Raw genomic sequence first — 25,758 nt, 5'->3', positions numbered from 1 at the left:
CGCTAATCTATCCATTTTTCGTAAATTTGCACCAAAATTTTATTTAAAAATGGGGAAAGTAAGAGTCCGTTTTGCACCAAGTCCTACGGGGCCGTTGCATTTGGGAGGTGTAAGAACTGCGTTATATGATTATCTTTTTGCTAAAAATCAGGGCGGAGAATTTGTATTGAGAATAGAAGACACCGATACTGCAAGATATGTAGAAGGTGCCGAAGATTATATCGAGGAAGCTCTTGAATGGTGCGGAATCATCCCCGACGAAAGCCCTAAAAAAGGCGGAAAATTTGCTCCTTACAGACAATCCGAAAGAAGAGATATCTATGACAGATACACCGAGCAAATCTTAAAAACAGATTATGCCTACATCGCTTTTGATACTGCTGAAGAATTAGATGCCATCCGAGCTGAGTTTGAAGCTAAAGGTGATGTTTTCTCTTACAATAATGTTTCAAGAAACCGTTTAAAAAACAGCCTTTCACTTTCTGAAGAGGAGGTTAAAAAATTGCTGGACGAAAAGACGCCTTACGTGGTAAGATTCAAAATGCCGATTGACAGAACACTTGGCTTAGTAGATATTATCCGTGGAAACACAGCCGTGAATACCAATACTTTAGATGATAAAGTTTTAGTAAAAAACGACGGAATGCCAACATATCATTTCGCCAACATCATCGATGATCACGAAATGGAAATTACACACGTCATCCGTGGTGAAGAATGGCTGCCATCTTTAGGCTTACACATTTTATTATATGAAGCGATGGGATGGGAAGCTCCGGAATTCGCCCATCTTTCTTTGATTTTAAAACCTGAAGGTAAAGGAAAATTAAGCAAAAGAGACGGTGATAAATTCGGCTTCCCTGTATTTCCTTTAAATTTTAAAGATGCCGAAACCGGAAATATTTCTAAAGGATACCGCGAAGAAGGTTATCTTCCTGAAGCTTTCATCAATATGGTAGCGCTTTTAGGCTGGTCTCCTGCTTATGATAAAGAAATTTTGTCTCTGGATGAAATGGTGAACGAATTTGACTTAAATAAAGTTCACAAGGCCGGAGCAAGATTCAATAAAGAAAAAGCTGAATGGTTTAATCATCAATATATTCAATTAAAATCAGATGAGGAATTATTAGAAATACTTAAAAATTCAGATTTAAATTTAAATATCGGAGACGAAAAGCTATTGAAAATCATCAATCTGATGAAAGAAAGAGCAACGTTCCCGAAAGATATTTACGAAAACGGAAAATTCTTTTTTGAAGCTCCAACGTCTTACGACGAAAAAGCATCTAAGAAAGCTTGGAACGACGAAACGTCCAATCTTTTGACTGAATTTGCTGAAAGTTTACAATCAATAAATGATTTCACTTCAGAAAATATTAAGCAAAACTTACACGATTTTGCAGAAAACAAAGGTGTAGGAATGGGAAAAGTAATGATGCCGCTACGTTTAGCGTTAGTTGGAGAATTAAAAGGCCCAGACGTTCCGGATATCGTGGAACTCGTTGGTAAAGAAGAAAGTATCGCCAGAATAAGCAATGCTATAAATAATTTTAAATAAAATTTCATAATTTTTCATACATTTGAAAGATTTAATTTACTTCAAGAATGGAATATTTAAGTTTCGAACTTCCTATAAAAGAACTGATGGATCAGTATCAAACCTGTTCATTGGTAGGAGAAGAAAGTGGTGTTGATGTAAAATTAGCATGCAGTCAGATCGAGGATAAGATTATAGATACCAAAAAACAGATCTATGGAAATCTTACGCCTTGGCAAAGAGTACAGTTATCGCGTCATCCGGATCGCCCTTATACAATCGACTATATCAAAGGTATGGTAGACAAAGGAAGTTTCTTAGAACTTCACGGTGACAGAAACTTTGCAGATGATCCTGCGATGATCGGAGGTTTGGCGACTTTAGACGGTCAAAGAGTGATGCTCATCGGTACTCAAAAAGGGAGAACCACCAAAGAAAGGCAACACAGAAGATTCGGAATGCCGAATCCTGAAGGATATAGAAAGGCTTTAAGACTAATGAAATTAGCTGAAAAGTTCAAAATTCCTGTGATCACTTTAGTAGATACGCCGGGAGCTTACCCAGGATTGGAAGCTGAAGAAAGAGGTCAGGGTGAAGCCATTGCAAGAAATATTTTTGAAATGACGATGCTGAAAACTCCTATTTTCACATACATTATCGGCGAAGGAGCGAGTGGCGGAGCTTTAGGAATTGGTGTTGGTAACAAAGTTTACATGTTGGAAAACACTTGGTACACCGTAATTGCACCGGAAAGCTGTTCTTCAATCTTATGGAGAAACTGGGATCACAAAGAAGATGCAGCAAATGCATTGAATCTGACTCCAAAAGATGCTTTAAGAGAAAAATTCATCGATGGAATCATTGAAGAACCTCTTGGAGGAGCTCATTACGATCCTGAAACTACTTACTTGAATTTAAAGACTTCGATTTTGCAAAACATCAAAGCGTTCTCAAAATTCACAGGCAAAGAACTGGAAACCCAAAGACAAGATAAGTTTATTGCGATGGGGCAATTTAAAGGATAAAAATAAAAAAGGTAGTTTAGAATTTCTAAGCTACCTTTTTTTATTTTGATTTAAAATGAATACTAATCAGCAACATCCAGCTGTATCTCAATATCTTTTGTAATCTTCTTCAATGAAGAATATTTGGCATCACACACCATTGTCGTCAGTACATAATCTCCTTTTTCAATCAATACGAAGTTTTGCCCTTTTGCAGGAACGTCGAGATTATAATATTTTTTTCCGCTTATTTTTACGATCAGTCTGCAGTTTGATCTGTTTTTGATATTGATGTAAGCTTCTTTATCACTCGGATCATTATTAAAAAGATGAGTCAGCATTGATGCCGTTTTTTTCGCTTTATCGCTTGGCTCTGCTTTTTTACTTGCACCTCCTACACTTGCATAGGTCACGTTTCTTTCCGGCGTAGAGGTAGTTTTTACATTTGTGCCTAAATTTTTCCCTTTATTAAGTTCACTATTGTTTACAATATTTTCAATTTTATCTTTACTAATTGGTTTTATTGTGGGTTTTGCTTCCGGTGAATTGTCAGCCATAATGATGGTAATCAATCTTTTCTTAAAAAAATCAGTCCTTGCATGACCGGGATTTTGTTTTAGAAAACCTGCGATAATTCTGGGTTCGTTAGAAGTTTCAGCTTCTGTTTCTGTATAAATAATGACCGTTTCTTTCTCGGCGACTACTTTTGCTTTGCCTTTTTTCTTCTTTTGAGAGAAGCCAAGACAGAATATGGAGAGGAATAAGATCAGAAATAATTTTCTCATTGAGTAAAAACCTTTAAAAATTTATTAAATAATACTATAACGTGAAAAGTCATTTTTTAGTTTATCATTAAAATCATTATCTTTGCACATCTTTATAATAAACTATTAAAGTTAATCATAATTTTAAATAAAAAAATAATAAATATTATGTCTTATTCACCAGCTGCTGCAGACGTAGCAAAATTGAGAAACCAAACAGGTGCAGGTATGATGGACTGCAAGAAAGCTTTAGTTGAAGCAGAAGGAGACTTCGAAAAAGCAGTAGATATCCTTAGAAAAAAAGGACAAAAAGTTGCTGCTAACAGAGCTGACAGAGATTCTTCTGAAGGTGCAGTAATCGCTAGAGTAAACGAAGATAACACTTTAGGTACTGTTATCTCTTTAAACTGTGAGACTGACTTTGTTGCTAAAAACGAAGCATTTATCGAGCTAGCTTACGAAATCGCTGAAATGGCTATTTTCGCTGCTACAAAAGAAGAATTATTGGCTACAGATTTCCACGGAATGACTGTTGCTGAGAAATTAATCGAGCAAACTGGAGTTATCGGTGAGAAAATCGAGATCGGTGCATTCGAAAGAATTACAGGACCTTTCTTGGGAGCTTACATCCACGCTGGAAACAAAATCGCTGCAATCACTTCACTTTCTGCAAAAGTAGACGGTGCTGATGAAGCTGCTAAAGCTGTTTCTATGCAGGCTGCTGCAATGAACCCTATCGCTCTTGACGAAACTAAAGTTTCTCAGGATACAATCGATAAAGAATTGGAAATCGAAAGACACAAACTTACTGAAGAAGGTAAGCCTGCAAACATCATCGAAAACATCTTGAAAGGTAAAATGCAGAGATTCTACAAAGACAACACTTTGGTACACCAAGATTTCATCAAAGACAGTTCTATTTCTGTTGCTGATTACGTAAAATCTGTAAACGCTGACTTGAAAGTTACAGGATTTGTAAGAGTAAGCTTAGCTTAATCAATCTTTCCAAACAAATATATGATCCCGGTGAAATTTTTTCACCGGGATTTTTTATACCAACCAAATTATGGATATTAATTAATCATGAAGTTTATTTTAAATATTCTACACTGTCTCATTTTCACAAAAATATGTTAAAAAAATACGTAATATTTTGATTATTAATAATTAAATTTGTCGCCCTTTAAGAATCGGCATGAAAAAATTTTTATTAAGTCTTTGTATATTTCTCTCTTTATTGGTAAATGCACAATTGGATACTGAGCATTGGTTTGCACCGATGTCCGCCAGTTCATTGCAGGGAACCGCAAAAGGTTATCTGTATTTATCTACTGATCAAACGACCCCGTTTTCAGTTCAGGTATTTAATAACAACACCCTTTTTACAACTGTACAGGTAAGTAAAAATAATCCCGTACAATTGACGATTCCTAATAGCTTCATGATTTCATCAGCACTATCAAATCTTTTTGTTTCAAACTCGATGGGACTGAATGTGAAAGGAAGTAAGAAATTCTTCGCCAACTTTAGGTTTTCAGTTCCTAACCAAGCGGAAATTATTACTTCAAAAGGATTAGCGGGTATCGGCAAAAACTTTTTTGTGGGTATGGCTCCCAACACTACGGCAAAACCTTATGTAAATTCTACGATTGGAGTTACTGCAACAGAAGACAATACGACCGTTACTTTGTCTGGCTACAATCCTAATGTTGTTTTTTCTGATGGAATTTCAGCTCCAACAAGAACTTTCACCCTAAATAAGGGTAAATCATATATTATAGAAGCTCAAAGTGATCTTTCTCCGAATAACTTATCCGGTTTGGTAGGAGCGAAAATTGTCGCCAGCAAGCCTATTTCTGTAACCAACGGAAATTTCAACAGTATTTACACTACTCAGAATAGCAGCAACGTAGATGTTTTAATGGATCAGGCTGTCCCTGTCGAAAGATTAGGTAAAGATTTTGTTATGGTAAAAGGAAATGGCCCTTCCAATTCAGGAATGGAAGCAGCATTAGTTATCGCAACAGCAAACAATACCAAACTTACAGTCAACGGAAACCTTCTTGCGAATGTTACCTTGAATGAAGGAGACTTTTATCTTGTGCAAGGCACATACTATGTTCATCAGGGAAATAATAACTTTAACATGAGTATTTCTTCTAATAACAATGTTTATGTGTATCAATTGCTTGCAGGTGCATCAGGAAGTACGGTTTATGCAACCGGAGGAATGAATTTCATCCCGCCATTAAGCTGTTTTATGCCTAATAAAATTGAAGAAATAGGTTTTATTAACAAAATTGGATCAGATTCATTTAGCACCAAATTAAATATCATCACCCAAACCGGCGCTGTTGTTACTTTCAACGGTAACAATATCAACACAGCAAACGGACCTTATGCTGTGACGGGAAACCCAAATTGGGTCACCTACTCGATTCCCAATGTGACAGGAAATATCACCGTGAATTCTACCAAAGCTTTAACTGCAGGAATTGCCGCCGGAGACAATGCCGTGGGATACGGAGGTTATTTTGCAGGATTTTCATCTGTACCCGCCATTACAAAAACCGGAGACTGCTACCTTGGGGTATTGCTTCAGGTTGACAACAATTATGATAGTTACCAATGGTATCTGAATGGAATTATCATCCCGGGTGCTACTACTTTTTCAATCAATCCTGAATTGTATGGTACGGGAATCTATACTTGTATGGTCAGTAAAAACAACTGTGAAACAAAATTGACATCCGAATACGATTATACACTTTGTCCTCCAATATCTACAACGACTTACAATATCGGATCTTGTAGCACTAAAGTAATCAATCCTGCTTTTACTACTTCTACACAAGCGATTGTCCCGAATCAAACTGCAATCATTGCGGCTCCTACATCAGGAACGGCTGTTGTAAATCCTACAACCGGGCAAATCACTTACACACCAAATTTAGGATTAACACTTGACACAACTGATACATTCACCTATTATATTCAAGGAAATGGAAATCCTGCGAGTTTTGAATATTTTAAAGTGATCATCAACATTGACGTTCTTCAGGTTAACAATGCGACCTTAACAACTTGTAGCGCCAATGGAAATTCCGGAATATTTAATTTAACAACAGCAGTTGTGACACCAGATGCCGGAACAACCGTAACTTATTATACAGATGCTTTATTAACTACAATCATTGGAAATCCTTCAGCATATATTTCTAATTCTGGTATTGTGTATGCCAATGTAACTTCAGCAAATGGATGTTCAAAAGTTGCACAAATCACTTTGACGGTAAATCCCGGTGCAAATATCAACACAACCAATTACAATGCAAATCTTTGTGATGATAATTTTGATGGAATTATTAATGTAAACTTTACAACGGTAACGCCTCAAATTGTAGCGAACTCAACAAATTTCACAGTAAAATATTATTTAAATCAAGCTGATGCCACTGCAGGAAACAACAACACATTACCTGCAAACTGGACTTATTCAGCAAACACAACCGTTTACGTAAGAGTAGAGTCTACCAATGGCTGCCCGCCGGTTTTTGGACAAATAAATTTCACAATAGGAAATAAACTTCCATTACTAACAACAGATTACACGACCTTGGTTTGTGATGATAATTCTGACGGAACGGAAACGGTAAATTTAGATGTTTATAAAAATAATTTCACCACAGATAATACGGTATCACTTACTTATCACAATACTTTAGCAGATGCACAAAATGGCACAAATGCTGTAAATGTTTTACAAATCATTGCCCCTACTAAAATACTTTACATAAGATTTCAAAAACCAAATTCTTGCCCGAATATTGCAAAAATCACATTAAGTTTAGATACTATAACATCTACTAATGCAACACTTAGTGGTTGCGCAAATAATACAGGCACCACAACTTTTAACCTTACAACGGCAAACGTAACTTCTACAGCTGGTGCTACACTTCTATACTATTCTAATGCTGTTTTGACCACGCCTATCACTGCACCTTCAGCTTATAATTCTGGAACTTCTGTGGTATATGTGAAAATCACTTCACCATTCGGTTGTATAAAAACAGCTCAGATTTCATTGGTATCGAACCCACTTCCAAATGTCAATACAGGAAACTACAATGCAGCACTTTGCGATGATAATTTTGATGGAATTATTAATGTTAATTTTGCAAATATTACTCCTCAAATTGTAATAAATTCTGGTAGTTTCACAGTAAGATATTATTTAAATCAAACTGACGCAACCGCAGGAAATAACAACACATTACCTTTAAACTGGACGTACACAACCAGCGCAACAGTCTATGTAAGAGTTGATGGAACGAACGACTGTCCTTCGGCTTTCGGACAAATCAATTTCTCAATTGGTAACAGAATAACTTTACTGACAAACACCGTAAATACACAGATTTGCGACAATGACCTTAATGGTTCTGAAAATGTGAACCTTAATGATTTTAAAAATCAATTCACAACAGACCCTTCAGTGAGTTTGACATTCCATTTGACATTAGCCAATGCTCAGGCAGGAACAAATGCAGTTGCAGCTCAACAAACAATCACCGGATCCGGAACTTACTACATCAGATTCACCAACAATAATGCTTGTCCAAATACAGGAACAATCACCATAACATTAAAATCAGGAAAAAAATCTGAAACACTAAAAAATCAGATCATATGCTCAGACCGAAAAGCAATTCTAAATGCCGGAGACGGTTTTACATCTTATTTATGGAGTACAGGCGAGACCACTTCATTCATCACTGCAGGTGTAGGAACTTATTTTGTTGATTTAACATTTAACGGTTGTATCTATAGACAAACCGTAAATGTGACCGCTGCACAATCACCTACTATTACAAGTATACAAGTGACCGGATCTAATGCAACAGTTAATGTATCAGGCGGAGCCGCCCCTTATCAATATTCACTAAATGGAATTGACTATCAATCTTCAAACATTTTTTACGGCTTGACGAGAGGAACTTACAAGGTGTATGTTTTGGGTGCAAACGGATGTCAGCCTGTTACAAAAGAGTTTATCATTTTAAATCTTGTAAATACAATAACACCAAATGGTGATGGTCATAATGATGTTTTGAACTATTCTGAGCTTAGATTAAAACAAAATGTCAGCATTGAAGTGGTAGACAGATACGGAGCACCAGTTTATAAATCTTCAGATAAAAATTATATATGGGACGGAAAATCTGGTGGAAGACCTCTGTCAACAGGGACTTATTGGTACATCTTGAAATGGATAGAACCCGAAACTAAATTGCCAGTTTCGCATTCCGGATGGTTATTAATTAAGAATCGAGAATAATTTTTATATTTTCTTTAGCATTTATTAACAATATATTAAATAATATACTAATTTTGTAGAAATCCTAATTCTATACCTATGAAAAGATTTCTACTCAGTTTAGTGATGGTTTTTCTTTCGTTCACATCTCTATTTGCACAGAGAGATACTGAACATTGGATAGCTCCATTTCATTTTACACAACCTTACACCCAATCTGTTTATCTGTCTACCGATTCTCTGACACCATTTGTTGTTACAATATACAGTAATAATGTCTCACTGGGAACAGTTACTATCAGTAAAGGCGCTCCGATGACTTTTGTTATTCCTCCAGCAAGAATATCAACAAATACCGCATCAGAACTTTTTAATGTTATAGATAAAGGGTTATATCTTCAGGCTGCTAAACCATTTTATTGTACACTTCGAATGGTAAGTAGTACTACACACGCCGAAATTGTTACCAGCAAAGGCAAAGCAGGTATTGGAAAAGAATTTTACGTAGCCAATACACCTTCTACTGGTATAGGTAATAATTTTACAGCAGGAGTTTTAGCAACTGAAAATAATACTGTTGTTACTGCAACTTGGACTGGCGCAGTGGCTTTCATCGGTGGTGCACCAACCGGAAATACCCAAACATTTACATTAAATAAAGGTCAATCTTTTATTTTTGCAGGTAATACTGCAGGTACTGCTCCATTTATGGGAGCAAAAATTGTATCTGACAAACCAATTACACTTACAAACGGAAACGTTAATGGAAACTTTGGAAACAGTCCTTCAGGATCAGATGCTATTTTAGATCAATCTGTACCTGTTGAAAGACTTGGAAGTACATTTGCAATGGTAAGAACAAGATCTACAGCGGCAGATCTTGAAGGAGCTATTGTTGTTGCAACCGATAGCAACACTCAGATATTTTTAAATGGCTCTACTACTGCTGTAGCAACATTAAATCAAGGTCAATGGTACAGAATTACCGGAGACAACTATGTCGCTCAAGGAACTGCAGGTCATTATAATATGCTTGTATCGACTTCTAAAAACGTTTATTTATATCAATTAGTATCTGTACAGGACAGCAATGCAACGTGCGGATTTAATTATATACCACCATTGAACTGCTTCTTACCAAGAAAAATAGATGAAATTGGTAAAATCAATGAAATGCCTTTACCGAACCCTACCCCGAATGATATGGTTATTAAACTAAACATATTGACGGAGGCAGGCGCAACTGTAACTGTTAGCAGCAATGGAGGAGCACCTACTCCTCCTACCGCAGCCCAAGGCCCCTATCCATTAACAGGGAACACCGCTTGGGTAACATATAGTATAGAAGGTGTTGCAGGAAATCTAGCCATACAATCAAACAAAGCAGTCACAGCGGGAATTAACGGTGGATATAGCACCTCTGGTTATGGTGGATATTTTGCAGGATTTTCATCAATCCCTCTAATTGCAAAACAAACAGGAGATTGTATTCCGGGAATTATTCTGGAAGTAGATGATGGATACGAAACATATCAATGGTTTTTAAATGGCGTTGCTATACCTGGAGCAACATCTTATACATACACTCCTCTAGTAGCAGGAAATTATACTGTAAAGGTAACCATGGGAACTTGCCCTCCACTTACCACACCTATTTATAAAGTATTTACTTGTCTACAACAGACCACTAAATCTTTATACATCTGTGGCAGCAAAGCAATCACCCCTGCCTTTACCAGCTCTACACAGGCTCCAACACCAGGTTCTGTTACTATTATTACACAACCAACACACGGAACAGTTACGATAAATCCATCAAATGGGGTAATTACTTACATTCCAAACCCTGGATATTTAGGGCCAGATGTTATTGTGTATAAATTCTGCGGTAATGCACCTGAGTTTGTAGATTGCGAACAAGTTACTTTAAACTTAAATTTAGTTCCATTCGTATTGACAGACAGAACGATAAAAGCTTGTCAGTATTCAGGAAACGGATTTTTTGATTTAACTACGGCAAACGTTACAGACAACGCAGTGCCAACAACTAAAAAATTCTATCCTACATTGGCAGACTTAACTGCAAATACCAATCAGATCAGTAATCCTACAAATTACTTTTCAGGAGCAGGATCGGTATATGTAGCTGTCACAACTTCTGAAGGTTGTTTTGGAACTGCAAAAATCACTCTTGATTTCTTCCCGACTCCGGTTGTGAACGATGCAACTTTGACAGTATGTTTTCTTCAAAATAATGAAACAAAAGGTTTATTTGATTTAACGTCTGCTGTAATAAGCACTGAAACTCCGATTACGAAAAAGTATTATCCAACGTTCGTAGATGCAAGTAACGGAACCAATGAAATTTTGAATCCTACGCTGTATATTTCTGGTGACGGATCTGTACATGCGAGAGTTTTCAATTCAAACGGATGTTACGCGATTGCTAAAATCAATCTTAAAGTAACTCCTCCAAAGAGATCAACCACTTTGGTAGATAAATTCATATGCATTGATGAGAGAATCACACTAGATGCAGGAGCAGGATTTACATCTTATAAATGGAACACCGGTGCGACGACACAGACTCTACAAGGTGTTGGTGTAGGTGAGTATTGGGTAATTCTTGAAAACAACGGTTGTTTCATAAAACAATTTGTAAGTGTTAAGAAGGTAGGCGAACCTGTAATTACTTCGATTGAAATATCAAACAGTACAGCGACTGTAAATGTTCAAGGTGGCAACGCCCCTTATCAGTATGCAGTTGACACACCTGCGAATTGGCAAAATTCTAATGTATTTACCAATCTTTCAAGAGGTCAGCATAGATTTTTCGTGAAAGATGCAGCTAATTGCGACCCTGTTTCTGTGGAGATTACAGTTCCTAATCTGGTCAATGCGATTACGCCAAATGGAGACAACGTAAATGATTTCTTAGATTACAGCGAATTGGCCTACAAAGGCGATCTTACATTCGTAATATACGATCGATACGGTAATAAATTGTTCACCGGCGACAGATCAAACAATTACAAATGGGATGGTAAGTTTGCAGGCAAAGGAATTCTCACAGGAACTTATTGGTATCATATCAACTGGATAGAACCAAATGCACAGAAGACACCAATCAAATACACAGGGTGGATTTTAGTGAAAAATAGAGAATAATTCTAAAATTTAGAAAAAACCACGGTTATTAACCGTGGTTTTTTCATATATCATTAATATATCTTAAAAAATTACAAAACATATTGAATATTCTATTATTTTTGTAAAAATCCTAATTCTACGCTTATGAAACAATTTCTACTTATTTTTCTATTAACGATTTTAGGCATCAATGTTTCTGCTCAAAGAGATACAGAGCATTGGATCGCACCATACTATGCAACCACAGCTGTTACAGCACAGTCACTTTATCTTTCCACTGACTCTGTAACACCTTTTGTGGCAACGGTATACAGCAACAACATTGCATTGGGAACGGTAACAATTAGCAAAGGAAATCCTCAGATTTTTGTAGTCCCTTCAAATAATATAGCAGCTACAATTACAGGAGAAGCTTTTACGGTAATTAATAAAGGATTATATATTAAGGGGGATAAACCTTTTTACTGTACCCTTCGATTAGTTAATTCAACTCAACATGCTGAAGTGGTAACCAGCAAAGGGAAAGCTGGTATTGGGAAAGAATTTTTTGTTGCGAACACTCCATCTGTTACGACTCGTACCACAGACAATTTTACGGCAGGAGTTTTAGCAACCGAAGATAATACAATAGTTACTGCCACTTGGAGTGCAATTACTCCGATAACTTTCTATGGAGCAACACCACCAACCAATACACATACTTTTACTTTAAATAAAGGACAATCTTTTATTTTTGCAGGTGGTATAGGTCCCGCTGCACCATTCATGGGAGCAAAAATCGTTGCTACTAAGCCAATCACCCTTACAAACGGAAATGTGACAGGGAATTTCGGTAATACAACTTCTTCAGGGACTGATATAATTTTAGATCAGTCTGTTCCCCTTGATAGATTAGGGAATGAATTTGCGATGGTAAGAACAAGATCAAATACTGCGAATGAACTAGAAGGAGGAATTGTGATTGCTACAGAAAACAATACTGCAATATATTTGAATGGATCTACCACTCCTGCAGCGACTTTAAATGCTGGTCAATGGTACAGAATTTCTGGAAGTAGTTATATAGTTCAAGGTGGTGCACACCCTAACATGTACATCAATACTTCAAAAAATGTTTATTTGTACCAACTGGTTTCGGTAAATAATGACACTGCCACATGTGGATTTAATTATATCCCCCCTTTAAACTGCTTTTTACCAAGAAAAATTGATGAGATTGGTAAAGTAGGTGAAATGCCAACAGGTACCGGAGGAGCTAGTGTTATACCTAGTGGTACTGTTGTAAAGCTTAATATTTTAACTGAAGCGGGTGCTACAGTTACTTATACCGTTAATGGAGGAGCACCAATAACTCCCACTGCTGCACAGGGTCCGTTTCCATTGACAGGAAATACCAATTGGGTAACCTATGCAATACAGCCTATTACCGGTAATATAGCCATACAATCTAATAAAGCGGTCACCGCCGGAATTAATGGAGGACACAGTACTTCTGGATATGGAGGATATTTCGCTGGATTCTCATCAATTCCGCTTATTGCTAAGCAGATTGGTGATTGTATTCCAGGATTGGTTTTGGAAGTAGATGACAGTTATGATACTTACCAATGGTTCAGAAATAGCATTGCAATTCCGGGAGCAAACAGCAACTCTTACACACCAACACAGTCAGGAAATTATACTGTAAGAATTACAGTGGGATCTTGTATTCCGGCAACAACTCCTGTTTATAAGGTATTTACATGTCTTCAACAAACTACAGCTGCAAAAACTGTTTGTGAAGGCTATCTTAATATTGCTCCAGCCTTTACTTCGTCTTCACAAACATTTGTTCCGAGTACTGTACAGATTATTACACCTCCAACAAATGGTACAGCAATCATCAATCCTACTACAGGAGTGATTGGATATGTTCCTAACTTTGGTTTTGCAGGAACAGACACCATTACATACAAATTCTGTGGAAACGATCCTGAATTTGTAGATTGTGAACAAATTACTTTAACCCTTACAATAGCAGAGAGCCCAGTGGTGAATAATGCACTATTGAGATCTTGCTACCTTGAAGAAAATATTGCTACAGGATTATTTAATTTAACTAATGCAAGCGTAACCACTCAGCTAGGAACAACAAAAAAATATTATCCTTCATTGACAGACGCTAACAACCAAACCAATGAAATTCTAAATCCTGCGAATTATGTAGCTCCAAACGGTATTGTATATGTAAGAGTAAGCAATGCAAACGGATGTTACAGAGTGGCAGAAATTACATTAGTTGTTATCCCGCCTACAAAATCAACTGTTTTAGTTGATAAAGAAATCTGTATCGAAAACAAAACAACATTAGATGCAGGCCCTGATTTTGACGGTTATCAATGGAGCACAGGAGCAACAACTCAGATCATCAGTGACGTTACCGTAGGAACATACTCAGTAATCCTTAAAAAAGGAGATTGTTTCACAAAACAAACAGTGACGGTTTATGCTACTCAGCAACCTGTAATTTCGAATATTGAAGTTACTACTAACGACATCACTGTATTTGCAATAGGAGGAACTGCTCCTTACAAATACTCAATCGATAATATCAACTGGCAGGATTCTAATGTTTTCACCGATATAAAAAGAGGTGACATTACGGTTTATGTAAGAGATTTCTTTAATTGCGAACCGTTAGAAGTGACCGTTACAGTTCCGAACATTGTCAATGTAATTACACCAAATGGTGACGGAGTAAACGATGTTCTTGATTATTCTGCTTTAGCAAAAAAACCTAATCTGCTCTTAGGAATTTATGACAGATACGGAGTTAAAATATTTGAAGGAAACAAAGACACCGGTTATAAATGGGATGGAACCATCAATAAAACCAAAAAAGTTTCTACCGGAAATTACTGGTTCAGCATCAGCTGGAATGAAAGTAAAAACAAAACTCCAATCAAATTCTCAGGCTGGATTCTAGTGAAAAATAGAGAATAATTATGAAAAAAATAAATATTATGAAAAAAATTCTATATACATTCTTAATTTTTTCGTCAGCAATACTATTTGGACAAAAAAACAGTAAAGTGAAATTTGCTATTTGCAATGGTGCTGTGGGAACTACTGAAATGTTTGAGCCGTACAAAAAAGATATAGAAAGTACCACTTTTTTAAGGCTACAACAAAACTACCGCAACATCTACAAAAGTTCAGTTATTTGGCTGAAGGCGGTTTGACGGAAATTAAATTTAAGAAAAATGTAGGCACACCAGATATTATGTCACTTGAAGCTCTTAATGAACAAAGCAATATACCTAAAGATACAAAAGTAATGATTGATGGTTATGTGTTTGATAATCCGACGACTAACATCTATAGTGTACTGGTTAAAAAGATAGAGGTAAAAGAAGATAATGGCGAAAAATATCTTTCTATCTTCACTTCTGATAATTAAAATAAAGTGAAAATTAATTTGGTCGGAGTAATTTCCGGCCATTTTTTTATATGGAAATTTAAATTTTAATCAAGTAATAATGAAATTAAGTGATTTCTTTAATTGCGAACCATTAGATTTACAATTCCAAATATTATCAATGTAATTGCACCAAATGGTGACGGAGTAAACGATGTTTTTGATTATTCTGCGTCTAGCGAACAAATCTGATCTTAGGAATCTATGACAGATACGGAGTTAAAATATTTGAAGAAAACAAAGACACTGGTTATAAATGGGATGGAAGCATCAATGAAACCAAAAAAGTTTCTACCGGAAATTACTGGTTCAGCATCAGTTGGAACGAAAGTAAAAACAAAACTTCAATCAAATTCTCAGGCTGGATCTTGGTTAAAAACAGAGAATAACATTATTTTTAATAATATTATTAAAACCACGACCTTGAGTCATGGTTTTTTTGTTCATTTTTAAATGATTCAACGTATTTTATTATTAAATTTGTGATAAAATCAAATACAGAATGAAGAAACTTCTATCTTTTTTTCTTATTTTTTACATATTCTCTATTTCTTTTGCACAATTAGATAGAGAACATTGGTTTGCGCCAATGGTGGATAGAACAGGAAACCCAAACCCATACCAGAAACTATACCTTTCTACAAATCGTACAACCCCCTTTCCTGTAACAATTTATAACAACAATGTTGTTATAGGAACCGTTACAATCAGTAAAAACAATCCTCAAAAATTTGATGTTTTAAGAAATTATATCATCACAACTTTGCAGACTGATCTGTTTACGCCAACTACAAAAGGCCTTTATGTAAAAGCTGATTTTCCTTTTTATGCCAACTTAAGATTTTCAGTATTAAATCATGCAGAAATCATTACATCTAAGGGCATACCATCAACAGGAAAAAACTTTTATGCTGCCAACGCCCCTATTACGGTGAGCAATGGTATTCTTAATTTCATGACTAGTATTTTGGCAACAGAAGACAATACAACGGTAACCATTTCAGGATATAAGCCCGCTGTACAATTTTCAAACGGAACAACAGGATTGACCAATCCTACGATGACTTTTATTTTAAATAAAGGACAATCTTACATCATCGATGGTATCGGGAATATTGCCGGCAATTTTGACGGATTTCTAGGTGCAAAGATAACAGCCGACAAAGCCGTTAATGTTACCAACGGAAATTTCAACGGTCAGTATTCAGGAAACGTTCCTCTGAGTTCAGATATCCTGATGGATCAGTCGGTACCGGTAGAACAGCTGGGGACTCAGTTTGCACTAGTAAAAGGCAACGGAAGTATTGGCACTAACATGGAAGGTGCTTTGGTTATTGCCACCCAAGACAACACCCAGATTTTTCTTAACAATGAAGGTTTACCGATAACAACCTTAAACACTGGTCAATATTATGTAGTACCAGATTCTAAGTACCAACTTCAGGGAACAAGCCATTATAATTTATACATAAGAACTACTAAAAACGCCTATGTTTATCAGCTTCTTGCTGGTGATGCTCTAGGGGGAAGTGAAGCAGCAACCGGTGGATTTAATTTTATCCCTGCACTAAGCTGTTATCTTCCTAAGCAAATTGATGAAATTGGTTTAATTAATGAAAATTTTGTTCACTCAAATGTCAACCCAGCAGGAATTCTGAATATTCCTACGAAATTAAATTTGGTGACCGAGCGTGGAGCTGTTGTTACTGTCAACGGAGCTTTTCCGCCAGCAAGCACAGGACCTTTTGATATTACAGGCCTCACCCAATGGGTCACCTACGGAATTCCGAATACAACGGGAACTATAACCGTAGTTTCAACCAAAGCTATTACAGCGGGAATTACAGCGGGAAGTGATGCAGTAGGTTATGGAGGTTTCTTTGCCGGATTCTCAACTCAGCCAGTCATTTTAAAATCTGGTGGAGACTGTGTTCCAGGAATTGTATTGACAGTTGACCCGATCATTTACGAGACTTATCAATGGTATAGAAACGGAATTCTCATTCCTGGTGCTACTTCAGCCTCTTACACTCCTACACAATCAGGAAATTACACGTGCTCTGTAACCATGGGAAGTTGTGCGCCCTTGGTAACGGCAGTTTATAAAGTTTTAAATTGTGTGAAGCTAACGAACGTAACTTATAATATTTGCGAAAACAAAGTAATTACACCTGCATTTACTACATCAACACAAACTCCCGTAGCATCAACAGTTGCAATTGTTACAGCTCCAACTCTTGGAACTGCAACCATCAATACTACTTCAGGGGTTATTACTTATACTCCAACCAATCCGGCAGTAGCAGGAACAGATACTTTCGTCTATACTTTCTGCGGTAACGATCTTATATTTACGGATTGTGAAACGGTAACGGTAACGATAAATATTCAACCAGTTACAGTAACAAATACAACTTTAACTTCTTGCAACATAAACGGTGTTGGAACATTTAATTTAACAACTGCAAATGTCACAAATAATACACCTGTCACAAAAAATTATTACACCAGCTTAGCAGCAGCACAAAACGGAACTACGGTCGGAGAAATTCTGGCTCCACTTACGTATACTGCTCCGGCAGGAACAATTGTTTATGTTTTAGTTAAAAATCCTACTGGCTGTAAAAATATTGCAGAAATTACACTTAATCTTTTTCCTTTAGCGGTAATCACACCGGCAAATTTTGGAAACCAGTGTGATGAAAATCTTGACGGAACAGTAAATGTCGTTTTATCAGATATTACTCCATTGATACTGAATAATCCAACCTATTTTACCAACGTCAGATATTACGCCTTATTAGCTGATGCCAATTTAGGAAACGCAAATACACTTCCCAATAACTGGAGTTATACCGTAAATACTACGATTTACATTCGGGTAGAATCTCCAGACGGATGTGCACCGGTAGTTCAACCAATTAATTTTACGGTCGGTTCAAGACTACCTTTAATAACAACAACTCTAGTTCTTGATTTTTGTGATGACGATTTAGATGGAATCAAACCTGTAAATCTTTCACAATTTATTTCACAGTTTACGTCTGACCCTTTGGTATCCGTAAGTTATCACATGACTCTACTCGATGCTCAAAACGACACCGCACCCATAAGCGGAGCTGTGAATCTAACGGGCACACAAACCTATTTTATTCGATTTGAAAAAACCGGATTTTGTCCCAATGTTGCAACTATTAGAATTAATTTAAAAATTCCGAAAAAATCAGATATTTTGTTTGATAAATTAATCTGCCCGAAAACTACAACGACTTTAGATGCCGGGCCAGGATTCACTGCCTATCTTTGGAGTACAGGAGCTACTACCCCTTCAATCTCTAACCTTCCTGCAGGAAATTATTGGGTAGAACTTACTTTTAATGGTTGTGTTTACAAACAGTTTGTGAATGTCTCAGAATCTGTATTGCCGGTTATTACTTCAATTGACATCAACGGAACCACAGTAACAATTGGGGTAACAGGAGGCGTTCCACCATACGAGTATTCATTAGATAATAACACTTGGCAAAGCTCAAATATTTTTTATAATGTGCAGCGTGGTAACCATAAAATTTACGTGAGAGACGCTCAAAAATGTGCCGTTGTAGAAAAAACTTTTGTGATTATTAATTTAATCAACACCATCACGCCAAACGGAGATGGGCATAATGACGTTATCGATTATTCATCTTTGATGAGCAAAGACAATCTTGAATTCAGAATATTTGATCGATATGGTGCAGAACTTTTCAGAGGTTCTCCTTCAAATAATTTTAGGTGGGACGGAAAAATGAAAGGCAGACCTGTATCAACTGCAACCTACTGGTATTTCATCAGCTGGACAGAGTTTGGAAATGCAACGACTGTAAAATATACGAGCTGGCTTTTGGTAAAAAACAGAAATGACAGCTTGTGGGACAAATAATTTTCACATTTAGAATCTTACCTTTCATTTATAACATTCATTAACAGTTTAAATAAAAGTTTAATATAATTTTAACCTGTTTTCGGAAAATTAAAGACATTAAATGATGCTTTTCTTGTGTAATTTTGCACATTATATGAAGAAAGCAATTACCCTTTTGCTATTAATTTTTATTATTAAAATTAATGCACAGATTTTTACGGGACAGGTATTTTTAAGAGACAATTCTGTATTGTATCTTAATCAGGTATATGTTACCAATCTTACCACATATAAAACCGTTCTTACAAATTACAATGGAGATTACACCATACAGGGAAATCCTGGTGATGTGATTCGCTTTACTTCAATCATTACCGAAAGAAAAGACGTTAAGTTATCTGAAAAAAGTTTTGGGATAAGAAATTTAATAGAATTGAAAGTTGCCTATCACGATATTCAGGAAGTTGTGATCAATAGATTCAGACCTACCGGGAATTTGAGATATGATGTTAATTCATTAAGAAAAGAAGACAAAGCCTACGCCCTGAAAAAAGTAATCGGGCTCCCAGAACCTAAAGGTGACGGCACGCCACCAGAACTTCCGGTGGCTGGTCTGAGAGATGGCGGACTTACCTTTAGCTTAGAAAGTATTTTTGATATTCTTTCTGGTGAACGAAAGAAAAAGCAACGTTATGTAGCTTATGAAAGAATGAATAAATCTGTCGTAAACATCAAAAATTATTTAGGCAAAGATTATTTTACAAGATTTAAAATTCCGGAAAATCTAATTGATAATTTCCTGCAGTTTGTATATACTTCTGAGAATATTGAAAGCTACGTACAGAGCGGTAACTTTGAAGCTATCAAGATTCCTATTGAAAAATATTTACCAATTTACCAGCGGAGATTAAGAAATTCTCACTTGCAGGATGTTTTGAAATAAATATCCTTTTATGGCACGTTCTTTTCTCTCATCAACATACTTGAAATTTTTAATATTAAAATTTAAAACTACTATTTAAGAATTAACCTAAATTTTTAGTTTTTTTAATGATTATTTCAAGAGAAACACAAATGATTCACCTCAGTTTTACATTAAATGAAAAAGTTATTTTTACTCTTTACCACACTTTTATTCGTCTGTCTTTCTGCTCAAAAACAAGGCAAAGATTATAGCAATATTTTGAAAAGTAAAAGCATTTACGAAATCAATGCTTTTCTAAGAGATGCGCATCCTGATGATCCCCGCAGATCTGTTTTGAAACCAAAAGTGATGGAATTGATGAAAGACTACATCAAAAATGCACCTCCGGGCGACCAAAAAGTGAGACAAATGCAAGATTGGCTGGCAATACTGAAAAGAAAAGCTTCTACAAAAATTACTTTTGACGAAATGAATGCCATCATCAAGAAAAAACAAATTGCAAAATATCAAAAAGAACTTCAGGTGGGGCAATCTGCTGTTGCTTATACACCTAGTTCCCCCCAAAATGTTTATGTGGCTACCTCTTCTACTTCGACGACAACTAAAAAAACTACAGCGGTTATCGCTAATACCGAAGCATCAGAATTTAATATGTTGATGGCAGATAATCCGGTGGAGCACAAAAATAAGACCGTGAAGATTCTTAATTCACTTTTTGACAACGATCCTAACGCTAAAGAATGCATTGTCATGATTGAGAATAAATCTGACTGCAATATCATTGTAAGAATAGAAGGTATAGGAAATACAAAGTATAGACTTCCGGTTCCTGCACATGGCGACAATTCTATGGTTATACAAAAAGGAGATTATCTATTGACAAGTATCGTTTGCGGTGCTCAGTACGCTTCACAAAAAACTATCCAAAAACCTTTGATGGTAGCTTTGGGGAGCTCATCTAAATAATTAGTTCAGAAACATATTTTCAAATCTATTTTTCTCTTTAAAAATCAAAGAGATTGTATCATATTTTTGCTAATTTTGCAGGTTCATATATATTACATGGGCAAGAACAAATTAGCAAGATTCGCAGAGAACAAAATATTACCAAACGTCATTCAGCCAACCAGAGACGAAGCCCTTAACAGCTTTGAACTGAGAGGAAATTGGAGAAAAGATTTCTTTAAAAATGACCAACCTATTGTTCTCGAATTAGGCTGTGGGAAAGGAGAATACACTGTAGGTCTTGCCAAAACATTTACAGATAAGAATTTCATCGGCATTGATATCAAAGGTGCCAGATTTTGGTTCGGAGCCAAAGAAGCGGTTGAAAATGATATGAAAAACGTGGCATTTATTCGTTCTCAAATCGAGCTGGTAGACCATTTTTTTGCTGAAAATGAAGTTGATGAAATCTGGATTACTTTCCCAGATCCACAAATCAAATACAGACGTACAAAACACAGACTAACACACCCCGATTTTCTTGAGAGGTATAAAAAGTTCCTAAAACCTGGCGGAATTGTTCATCTTAAAACAGATTCAGAGTTTTTGCACGGGTACACTTTAGGTTATCTACAAGGAGCAGGTTACGAAATCATTAGCGCTCACCACGACATCTATGGCGCTGCAGAGTACGATCCGGGAACACCCCATTTAAGAGATATCAAAACTTATTACGAAGAACTTTTTTCAGCAAAAGGAAAAACAATAACTTATATAAAATTTAGAATTAATTAAATGAAATAATAAACTGATGAAAAAAAATTACCTCATCATTTTATTCTTCACTCTCACTTCTTCATGTTCTACACAAACAAGCAATCATGAAGACATTTTAAAAAACACAAACATTACCGAGATTGAAGAATATTTGAAAACTGCACACCCGGAAGACCCGAAAAGGCGCATTTTAAAATCAAAACTAATTGCGCTTAAAAACAGTGAATGGACAAAAGGTTCTGCCACAGCAAAACCAATGGAAGTTCGCCCTATTATTACAGAAATCCCACAAAATTTCAAAACCAATCTTATTGCTAAAGACTCTGAAGAGTTTAAAAAATTAATGTCAGAAACTTCTTCTGAGCACAAAGAAAAGACCGTACAATTGCTCAACGCAATGTTTAGTGAAGACATTAACAGTAAAGAAGCAATTTTACTTTTCAGGAATAATTCTGATTGTAATTTGGTTTTAAAAATCAGTGGAAAGAAATTTTACAATTTAGCTGTTCCTGCTCACAACGAGAATTTTATTGTTGTAGATAAAGATCATTACTCTCTTTCATCTAACATATGCGATGTTGAATATGCATCAAAAAGACAAATCAATAAAAATATTCAAATAGCAATTAATAACCCTCAGTATAAATTTAATGAAAATGAAAGTTTGGCTTTAAATAATGAACTAGGTAGGGATGCAAACAATCAATCTTCAACAAAAAAAAATAATTTAGCCAAGCAAAAAAAGACTAAAAAGAAACGTTGATATGAAAAAACTGCTGATCGGATTTGTAATTTTTATGGTTTTAAATAGTTGCGGGACTACATACAATAACTACCCTGTCAAAAGTTCACCATCCAATACTGAAAGAGAGTATCATGAGGTGTTGAAAACTTACAAATCTGAAACCGCAGAAGTATTGACCTATTTGCTGAATGAAACATCACCAAATGACCCCAAAACAGCACTAACGGTTGAGAACACTTCCAGATGCAATATGGTTTTAACCGTTAGTTCAAATAATTATTACAAGAAGATTCCGATCGGTGCCGGAAAAATCGGTTCTGTGATGATTCCTAAGAACCAAACTTATAAATTATCGGGAATGGTTTGCCAGTCAGCATATCAGACTTCTAAATTTATTACATCTGCATATTCAATAAAACTTTCGAATTGATTTTAAACTTAGATTATATTTAGGTTAAAACCAATACTGATTTTAAAAATTCGAAAAACGGTATAAAGCCCGTTCCTATTGATTGTCATTGCAGTTTAAAACTCAAGTTTAAACTAAAATTTAACATAAAAACATAAAAAACCGCTAAACAAGTTTAGCGGTTTTTCTTTATTTCAAAGATAAATCTTCAATTATTCAGCAGCAGCGTCGAAATCTGCATCTTTATCAGCAGATACTACTTCTCCTTCTTCTTTAGATTTTTCTTTATCAGCTTTTCTCTGAGACTGACCTTCTTTGATAGAATCTGAAACTACGTTTAAGATCATATCGATAGATTTTGAAGCATCATCGTTTCCTGGGATAACGAAGTCTACTTTTCTTGGGTCAGAGTTTGTATCAACAATACCGAAAACTGGAATACCTAATTTCTTAGCTTCAGTTACAGCGATGTGTTCTCTCATGATATCTACAACGAAGATTGCAGAAGGAAGACGCACCATGTCAGAGATAGAACCTAAGTTTTTCTCTAAGTTAGCTCTTTGTCTGTCAACTTGTAATCTTTCTTTTTTAGATAAAGTTTCGAACGTACCGTCTTTTTTCATTTTGTCGATAGAGTTCATTTTCTTTACAGCTTTTCTGATTGTAACGAAATTCGTTAACATACCTCCCGGCCATCTTTCTGTAATATAAGGCATATTAAGTTCAGCAGCGTGCTTAGCAACTACTTCTTTCGCTTGCTTTTTGGTAGCTACGAAAAGAACTTTTTTACCTGCAGAAGTTAATTTTTCTAAAGCGCTGCACGCTTCATCCAATTTAACAGCTGTTTTATGTAAGTCTACAATGTGAATACCATTTTTCTCCATAAAAATGTATGGAGCCATATTTGGATTCCACTTTCTAGTCATGTGACCGAAGTGTACACCAGCCTCTAGAAGGTCTTTTACATTTGCTTTTGCCATGTTTTCTGTTTTTGTTAGTTTACTTTCCGTTTCTTAAACAATCAACGACTTCTTTAGATGGGAGAAGTGTTTGGATGCTAAACGTAACGGGCAATTTTTTTGTTTTGATAAATAGCTTTCAGATATAAGACAACAGACAGAAAAAATTCTGAAATCTGATATCCTGAATCTGAAGTCTGAAAATTAACGTTTTGAGAACTGGAATCTCTTTCTTGCTTTTTTCTGACCTGGTTTCTTTCTTTCTACCATTCTTGCATCTCTTGTAAGTAAACCTGCAGGCTTCAACAACAATCTGTATTCAGCATTGATTTCGCAAAGCGCTCTAGAAATACCTAATCTGATAGCTTCTGCCTGACCTGTATTACCACCACCGAAAACATTTACGGTAACGTCATACTGACCAACAGTCTCAGAAAGGATAAACGGCTGATTTAATTTATAAACCATTACGTCTGTAGAGAAATAAGTTGCAGCTTCTTTACCGTTTACTGTAATCACACCAGAACCTGGTTTTACATAAACTCTTGCTACAGAAGTCTTTCTTCTTCCGATTTTGTGAACTATAGACATATTAATTATTTAAATTCGTTAATATTAAGTGTTTTAGGCTGTTGAGCTTCGTGCTTGTGCTCAGTTCCTTCATATAAATAAAGGTTTTTGAACAAAGCAGATCCTAATTTAGTTTTTGGAAGCATACCTTTTACAGATTTTTCCAATACTTTTAAAGAATCTTTCTTTAGAAGTTCAGTAGCCGTCATAGACTTTTGACCTCCAGGATAACCTGTATGCCAAATGTAAGTCTTGTCTTCCCACTTGGTTCCGGAAAGGGTTACTTTCCCAGCATTCAAAACAATAACATTATCACCACAATCTACGTGAGGTGTAAAGTTTGCTTTGTGCTTACCTCTCAAAATCTTTGCAACCTTAGAAGCTAGTCTTCCTAACGGTTGTCCTTCAGCGTCTACTACAACCCATTCTTTATTTGCAGTAGCTTTGTTCGCTGAAACAGTTTTGTAACTTAATGTATTCACACGTTTTAGTTAAAGATTAAACATAATTTTCCCCATAAGGGTGTGCAAAGGTACAAATTATTTTTAGATTGTGAAAACATATTTAAACTTAATAAATCTGCATCTATATATATGATTGGATTTAAAGTTTTAAAAATAGTTTTAAAAGAAGAATTTTTGAAACAAATATTAATTACGCAAAGACTTATTAGCCCTGAAACTTGCAATTAAATAATACGCCACAAAAACCGTAGAGAATTTCAGAATGGCAGGAATTGCCAATTCAAGATTAAATATTAGATAGCCAATTAAAACCAATAGTCCCATTGCCGCAAAAGAACTCAATAACTTTTGAACTAAAGTAAATTTCGGAGTATCAAGATAGTAAGATAATCCCCAAGCTGAGCCGAAAGCAATCGCATAAAAAATATCTAACCCTATATTTTCACTGCTGATGAAAAAATAATTGATCACAAAACTGAGAACCGTTCCCAAAGCGAAATACATCAGTGCTTTCTGCATACTATTTTAATATGACGCAAAAATAACGAATTTTATTTTGAAAGAAAACTGTTGAAATTAAATCAGGTCTATTCCTTTATTTATTTTAACTCTTCGTATTTCGAAAATAAGTGAAACGCCTTTGTTTATCTTGAGTACAATAGCATCTTTAAGTTTCTTTGTCTGCCATTGCGTTTTAATCTCAATGATAGACTAAGTTTTTTAAAAAAACTTAAAACAGGAAATTTACATTTTAAAAAATTTATTTAAATATTTAAAAATCAATATCTTGAATAATTAAAATAAGTTTTTATTAAATTGTTATATTTG

General features: G+C 35.6%; 20 protein-coding genes. 15 read left to right on the top strand and 5 right to left on the bottom strand.

The annotated features are described in order from the left end of the window. The first annotated feature begins 49 nt into the window (after nucleotides 1-49). Both gltX and EAG08_RS13410 read left to right on the top strand, forming a co-directional pair. Nucleotides 50-1,558, top strand: coding sequence for a glutamate--tRNA ligase (gene gltX / locus EAG08_RS13415; RefSeq protein WP_129535880.1), 1,509 nt, complete (start codon nucleotides 50-52; stop codon nucleotides 1,556-1,558). A gap of 47 nt (nucleotides 1,559-1,605) precedes the next feature. Then, nucleotides 1,606-2,562: an acetyl-CoA carboxylase carboxyltransferase subunit alpha gene (locus EAG08_RS13410; protein ID WP_129535879.1), complete on the top strand. Its 957-nt coding sequence runs from the start codon at nucleotides 1,606-1,608 to the stop codon at nucleotides 2,560-2,562. Nucleotides 2,563-2,624: 62 nt separating this feature from the next. Here EAG08_RS13410 and EAG08_RS13405 read toward each other — a convergent pair whose 3' ends face one another. Continuing rightward, nucleotides 2,625-3,326 carry a DUF6759 domain-containing protein gene (locus EAG08_RS13405; protein ID WP_129535878.1) on the bottom strand — a complete coding sequence of 234 codons (702 nt, stop codon included), beginning with the start codon at nucleotides 3,324-3,326 and terminating at the stop codon, nucleotides 2,625-2,627. Nucleotides 3,327-3,473: 147 nt separating this feature from the next. Here EAG08_RS13405 and tsf point away from each other — a divergent pair, with 147 nt between their 5' ends. The 13 genes from tsf to EAG08_RS13340 all read left to right on the top strand — a co-directional run bounded on the left by tsf (nucleotide 3,474) and on the right by EAG08_RS13340 (nucleotide 22,958). Further along, a complete protein-coding gene (tsf, locus tag EAG08_RS13400; RefSeq protein ID WP_129535877.1) occupies nucleotides 3,474-4,301 on the top strand; it encodes a translation elongation factor Ts in 828 nt (275 codons plus the stop codon). Between the two features lie 199 nt (nucleotides 4,302-4,500). Continuing rightward, nucleotides 4,501-8,646, top strand: coding sequence for a gliding motility-associated C-terminal domain-containing protein (locus EAG08_RS13395; protein ID WP_129535876.1), 4,146 nt, complete (start codon nucleotides 4,501-4,503; stop codon nucleotides 8,644-8,646). 78 nt (nucleotides 8,647-8,724) lie between these two features. Continuing rightward, nucleotides 8,725-11,793, top strand: coding sequence for a T9SS type B sorting domain-containing protein (locus EAG08_RS13390; RefSeq protein ID WP_129535875.1), 3,069 nt, complete (start codon nucleotides 8,725-8,727; stop codon nucleotides 11,791-11,793). A 126-nt stretch (nucleotides 11,794-11,919) separates the two neighbouring features. After that, on the top strand, nucleotides 11,920-14,757 hold the full coding sequence (locus tag EAG08_RS13385) for a gliding motility-associated C-terminal domain-containing protein (RefSeq protein ID WP_129535874.1): 2,838 nt from the start codon (nucleotides 11,920-11,922) through the stop codon (nucleotides 14,755-14,757). Nucleotides 14,758-14,777: 20 nt separating this feature from the next. Then, complete coding sequence (locus EAG08_RS13380) at nucleotides 14,778-14,996, top strand: hypothetical protein (protein ID WP_129535873.1); 219 nt, start codon at nucleotides 14,778-14,780, stop codon at nucleotides 14,994-14,996. Beyond that, nucleotides 14,978-15,214: a hypothetical protein gene (locus tag EAG08_RS13375; RefSeq protein WP_129535872.1), complete on the top strand. Its 237-nt coding sequence runs from the start codon at nucleotides 14,978-14,980 to the stop codon at nucleotides 15,212-15,214. Before EAG08_RS13380 ends, EAG08_RS13375 begins: the two co-directional genes overlap by 19 nt. 206 nt (nucleotides 15,215-15,420) lie before the next feature. Next, nucleotides 15,421-15,621, top strand: coding sequence for a T9SS type B sorting domain-containing protein (locus EAG08_RS13370; protein ID WP_129537271.1), 201 nt, complete (start codon nucleotides 15,421-15,423; stop codon nucleotides 15,619-15,621). Nucleotides 15,622-15,734: 113 nt separating this feature from the next. Continuing rightward, nucleotides 15,735-19,154: a T9SS type B sorting domain-containing protein gene (locus tag EAG08_RS13365; RefSeq protein WP_129535871.1), complete on the top strand. Its 3,420-nt coding sequence runs from the start codon at nucleotides 15,735-15,737 to the stop codon at nucleotides 19,152-19,154. 136 nt (nucleotides 19,155-19,290) lie between these two features. Next, on the top strand, nucleotides 19,291-20,079 hold the full coding sequence (locus EAG08_RS13360; RefSeq protein ID WP_129535870.1) for a hypothetical protein: 789 nt from the start codon (nucleotides 19,291-19,293) through the stop codon (nucleotides 20,077-20,079). A gap of 156 nt (nucleotides 20,080-20,235) precedes the next feature. Beyond that, nucleotides 20,236-21,027, top strand: coding sequence for a DUF6759 domain-containing protein (locus tag EAG08_RS13355; RefSeq protein WP_129535869.1), 792 nt, complete (start codon nucleotides 20,236-20,238; stop codon nucleotides 21,025-21,027). Nucleotides 21,028-21,123: 96 nt separating this feature from the next. Then, entirely contained in the window at nucleotides 21,124-21,801 is a 678-nt protein-coding gene (gene trmB, locus EAG08_RS13350; RefSeq protein ID WP_129535868.1) for a tRNA (guanosine(46)-N7)-methyltransferase TrmB, read from the top strand. Nucleotides 21,802-21,817: 16 nt separating this feature from the next. Continuing rightward, on the top strand, nucleotides 21,818-22,546 hold the full coding sequence (locus EAG08_RS13345) for a DUF6759 domain-containing protein (RefSeq protein WP_185145164.1): 729 nt from the start codon (nucleotides 21,818-21,820) through the stop codon (nucleotides 22,544-22,546). A 1-nt stretch (nucleotide 22,547) separates the two neighbouring features. Continuing rightward, nucleotides 22,548-22,958, top strand: a complete 411-nt coding sequence (locus tag EAG08_RS13340) for a DUF6759 domain-containing protein (protein WP_129535867.1) — start codon at nucleotides 22,548-22,550, stop codon at nucleotides 22,956-22,958. Between the two features lie 191 nt (nucleotides 22,959-23,149). Here EAG08_RS13340 and rpsB read toward each other — a convergent pair whose 3' ends face one another. The 4 genes from rpsB to EAG08_RS13320 form a co-directional block, all read right to left on the bottom strand. Continuing rightward, nucleotides 23,150-23,917, bottom strand: coding sequence for a 30S ribosomal protein S2 (rpsB, locus tag EAG08_RS13335; protein WP_047445142.1), 768 nt, complete (start codon nucleotides 23,915-23,917; stop codon nucleotides 23,150-23,152). A 183-nt stretch (nucleotides 23,918-24,100) separates the two neighbouring features. Next, nucleotides 24,101-24,487 carry a 30S ribosomal protein S9 gene (gene rpsI / locus EAG08_RS13330; protein WP_129535866.1) on the bottom strand — a complete coding sequence of 129 codons (387 nt, stop codon included), beginning with the start codon at nucleotides 24,485-24,487 and terminating at the stop codon, nucleotides 24,101-24,103. Between the two features lie 5 nt (nucleotides 24,488-24,492). Further along, nucleotides 24,493-24,948: a 50S ribosomal protein L13 gene (gene rplM, locus EAG08_RS13325; protein ID WP_047445148.1), complete on the bottom strand. Its 456-nt coding sequence runs from the start codon at nucleotides 24,946-24,948 to the stop codon at nucleotides 24,493-24,495. Between the two features lie 168 nt (nucleotides 24,949-25,116). After that, nucleotides 25,117-25,449 (bottom strand): hypothetical protein, encoded by a 333-nt coding sequence (locus EAG08_RS13320; protein ID WP_129535865.1) that lies wholly within the window; start codon nucleotides 25,447-25,449, stop codon nucleotides 25,117-25,119. Nucleotides 25,450-25,758 lie beyond the last annotated feature (309 nt).

Origin of the sequence: Chryseobacterium sp. 3008163, from assembly GCF_003669035.1 — a bacterium.
Taxonomy (GTDB): Bacteria; Bacteroidota; Bacteroidia; order Flavobacteriales; family Weeksellaceae; genus Chryseobacterium.
The sequence above is the reverse complement of the archived record's forward strand: the minus strand, read 5'-3'. Positions and strand labels throughout refer to the sequence as shown.

Excerpts from the sequence above, each read along its gene's own strand:
- gltX (WP_129535880.1), top strand. The coding sequence starts at position 50 with ATGGGGAAAGTAAGAGTCCGTTTTGCACCAAGTCCTACGGGGCCGTTG.
- EAG08_RS13410 (WP_129535879.1), top strand. The coding sequence starts at position 1,606 with ATGGAATATTTAAGTTTCGAACTTCCTATAAAAGAACTGATGGATCAG.
- EAG08_RS13405 (WP_129535878.1), bottom strand. The coding sequence starts at position 3,326 with ATGAGAAAATTATTTCTGATCTTATTCCTCTCCATATTCTGTCTTGGC.
- tsf (WP_129535877.1), top strand. The coding sequence starts at position 3,474 with ATGTCTTATTCACCAGCTGCTGCAGACGTAGCAAAATTGAGAAACCAA.
- EAG08_RS13395 (WP_129535876.1), top strand. The coding sequence starts at position 4,501 with ATGAAAAAATTTTTATTAAGTCTTTGTATATTTCTCTCTTTATTGGTA.
- EAG08_RS13390 (WP_129535875.1), top strand. The coding sequence starts at position 8,725 with ATGAAAAGATTTCTACTCAGTTTAGTGATGGTTTTTCTTTCGTTCACA.
- EAG08_RS13385 (WP_129535874.1), top strand. The coding sequence starts at position 11,920 with ATGAAACAATTTCTACTTATTTTTCTATTAACGATTTTAGGCATCAAT.
- EAG08_RS13380 (WP_129535873.1), top strand. The coding sequence starts at position 14,778 with ATGAAAAAAATTCTATATACATTCTTAATTTTTTCGTCAGCAATACTA.
- EAG08_RS13365 (WP_129535871.1), top strand. The coding sequence starts at position 15,735 with ATGAAGAAACTTCTATCTTTTTTTCTTATTTTTTACATATTCTCTATT.
- EAG08_RS13360 (WP_129535870.1), top strand. The coding sequence starts at position 19,291 with ATGAAGAAAGCAATTACCCTTTTGCTATTAATTTTTATTATTAAAATT.
- EAG08_RS13355 (WP_129535869.1), top strand. The coding sequence starts at position 20,236 with ATGAAAAAGTTATTTTTACTCTTTACCACACTTTTATTCGTCTGTCTT.
- trmB (WP_129535868.1), top strand. The coding sequence starts at position 21,124 with ATGGGCAAGAACAAATTAGCAAGATTCGCAGAGAACAAAATATTACCA.
- EAG08_RS13345 (WP_185145164.1), top strand. The coding sequence starts at position 21,818 with ATGAAAAAAAATTACCTCATCATTTTATTCTTCACTCTCACTTCTTCA.
- EAG08_RS13340 (WP_129535867.1), top strand. The coding sequence starts at position 22,548 with ATGAAAAAACTGCTGATCGGATTTGTAATTTTTATGGTTTTAAATAGT.
- rpsB (WP_047445142.1), bottom strand. The coding sequence starts at position 23,917 with ATGGCAAAAGCAAATGTAAAAGACCTTCTAGAGGCTGGTGTACACTTC.
- rpsI (WP_129535866.1), bottom strand. The coding sequence starts at position 24,487 with ATGTCTATAGTTCACAAAATCGGAAGAAGAAAGACTTCTGTAGCAAGA.
- EAG08_RS13320 (WP_129535865.1), bottom strand. The coding sequence starts at position 25,449 with ATGCAGAAAGCACTGATGTATTTCGCTTTGGGAACGGTTCTCAGTTTT.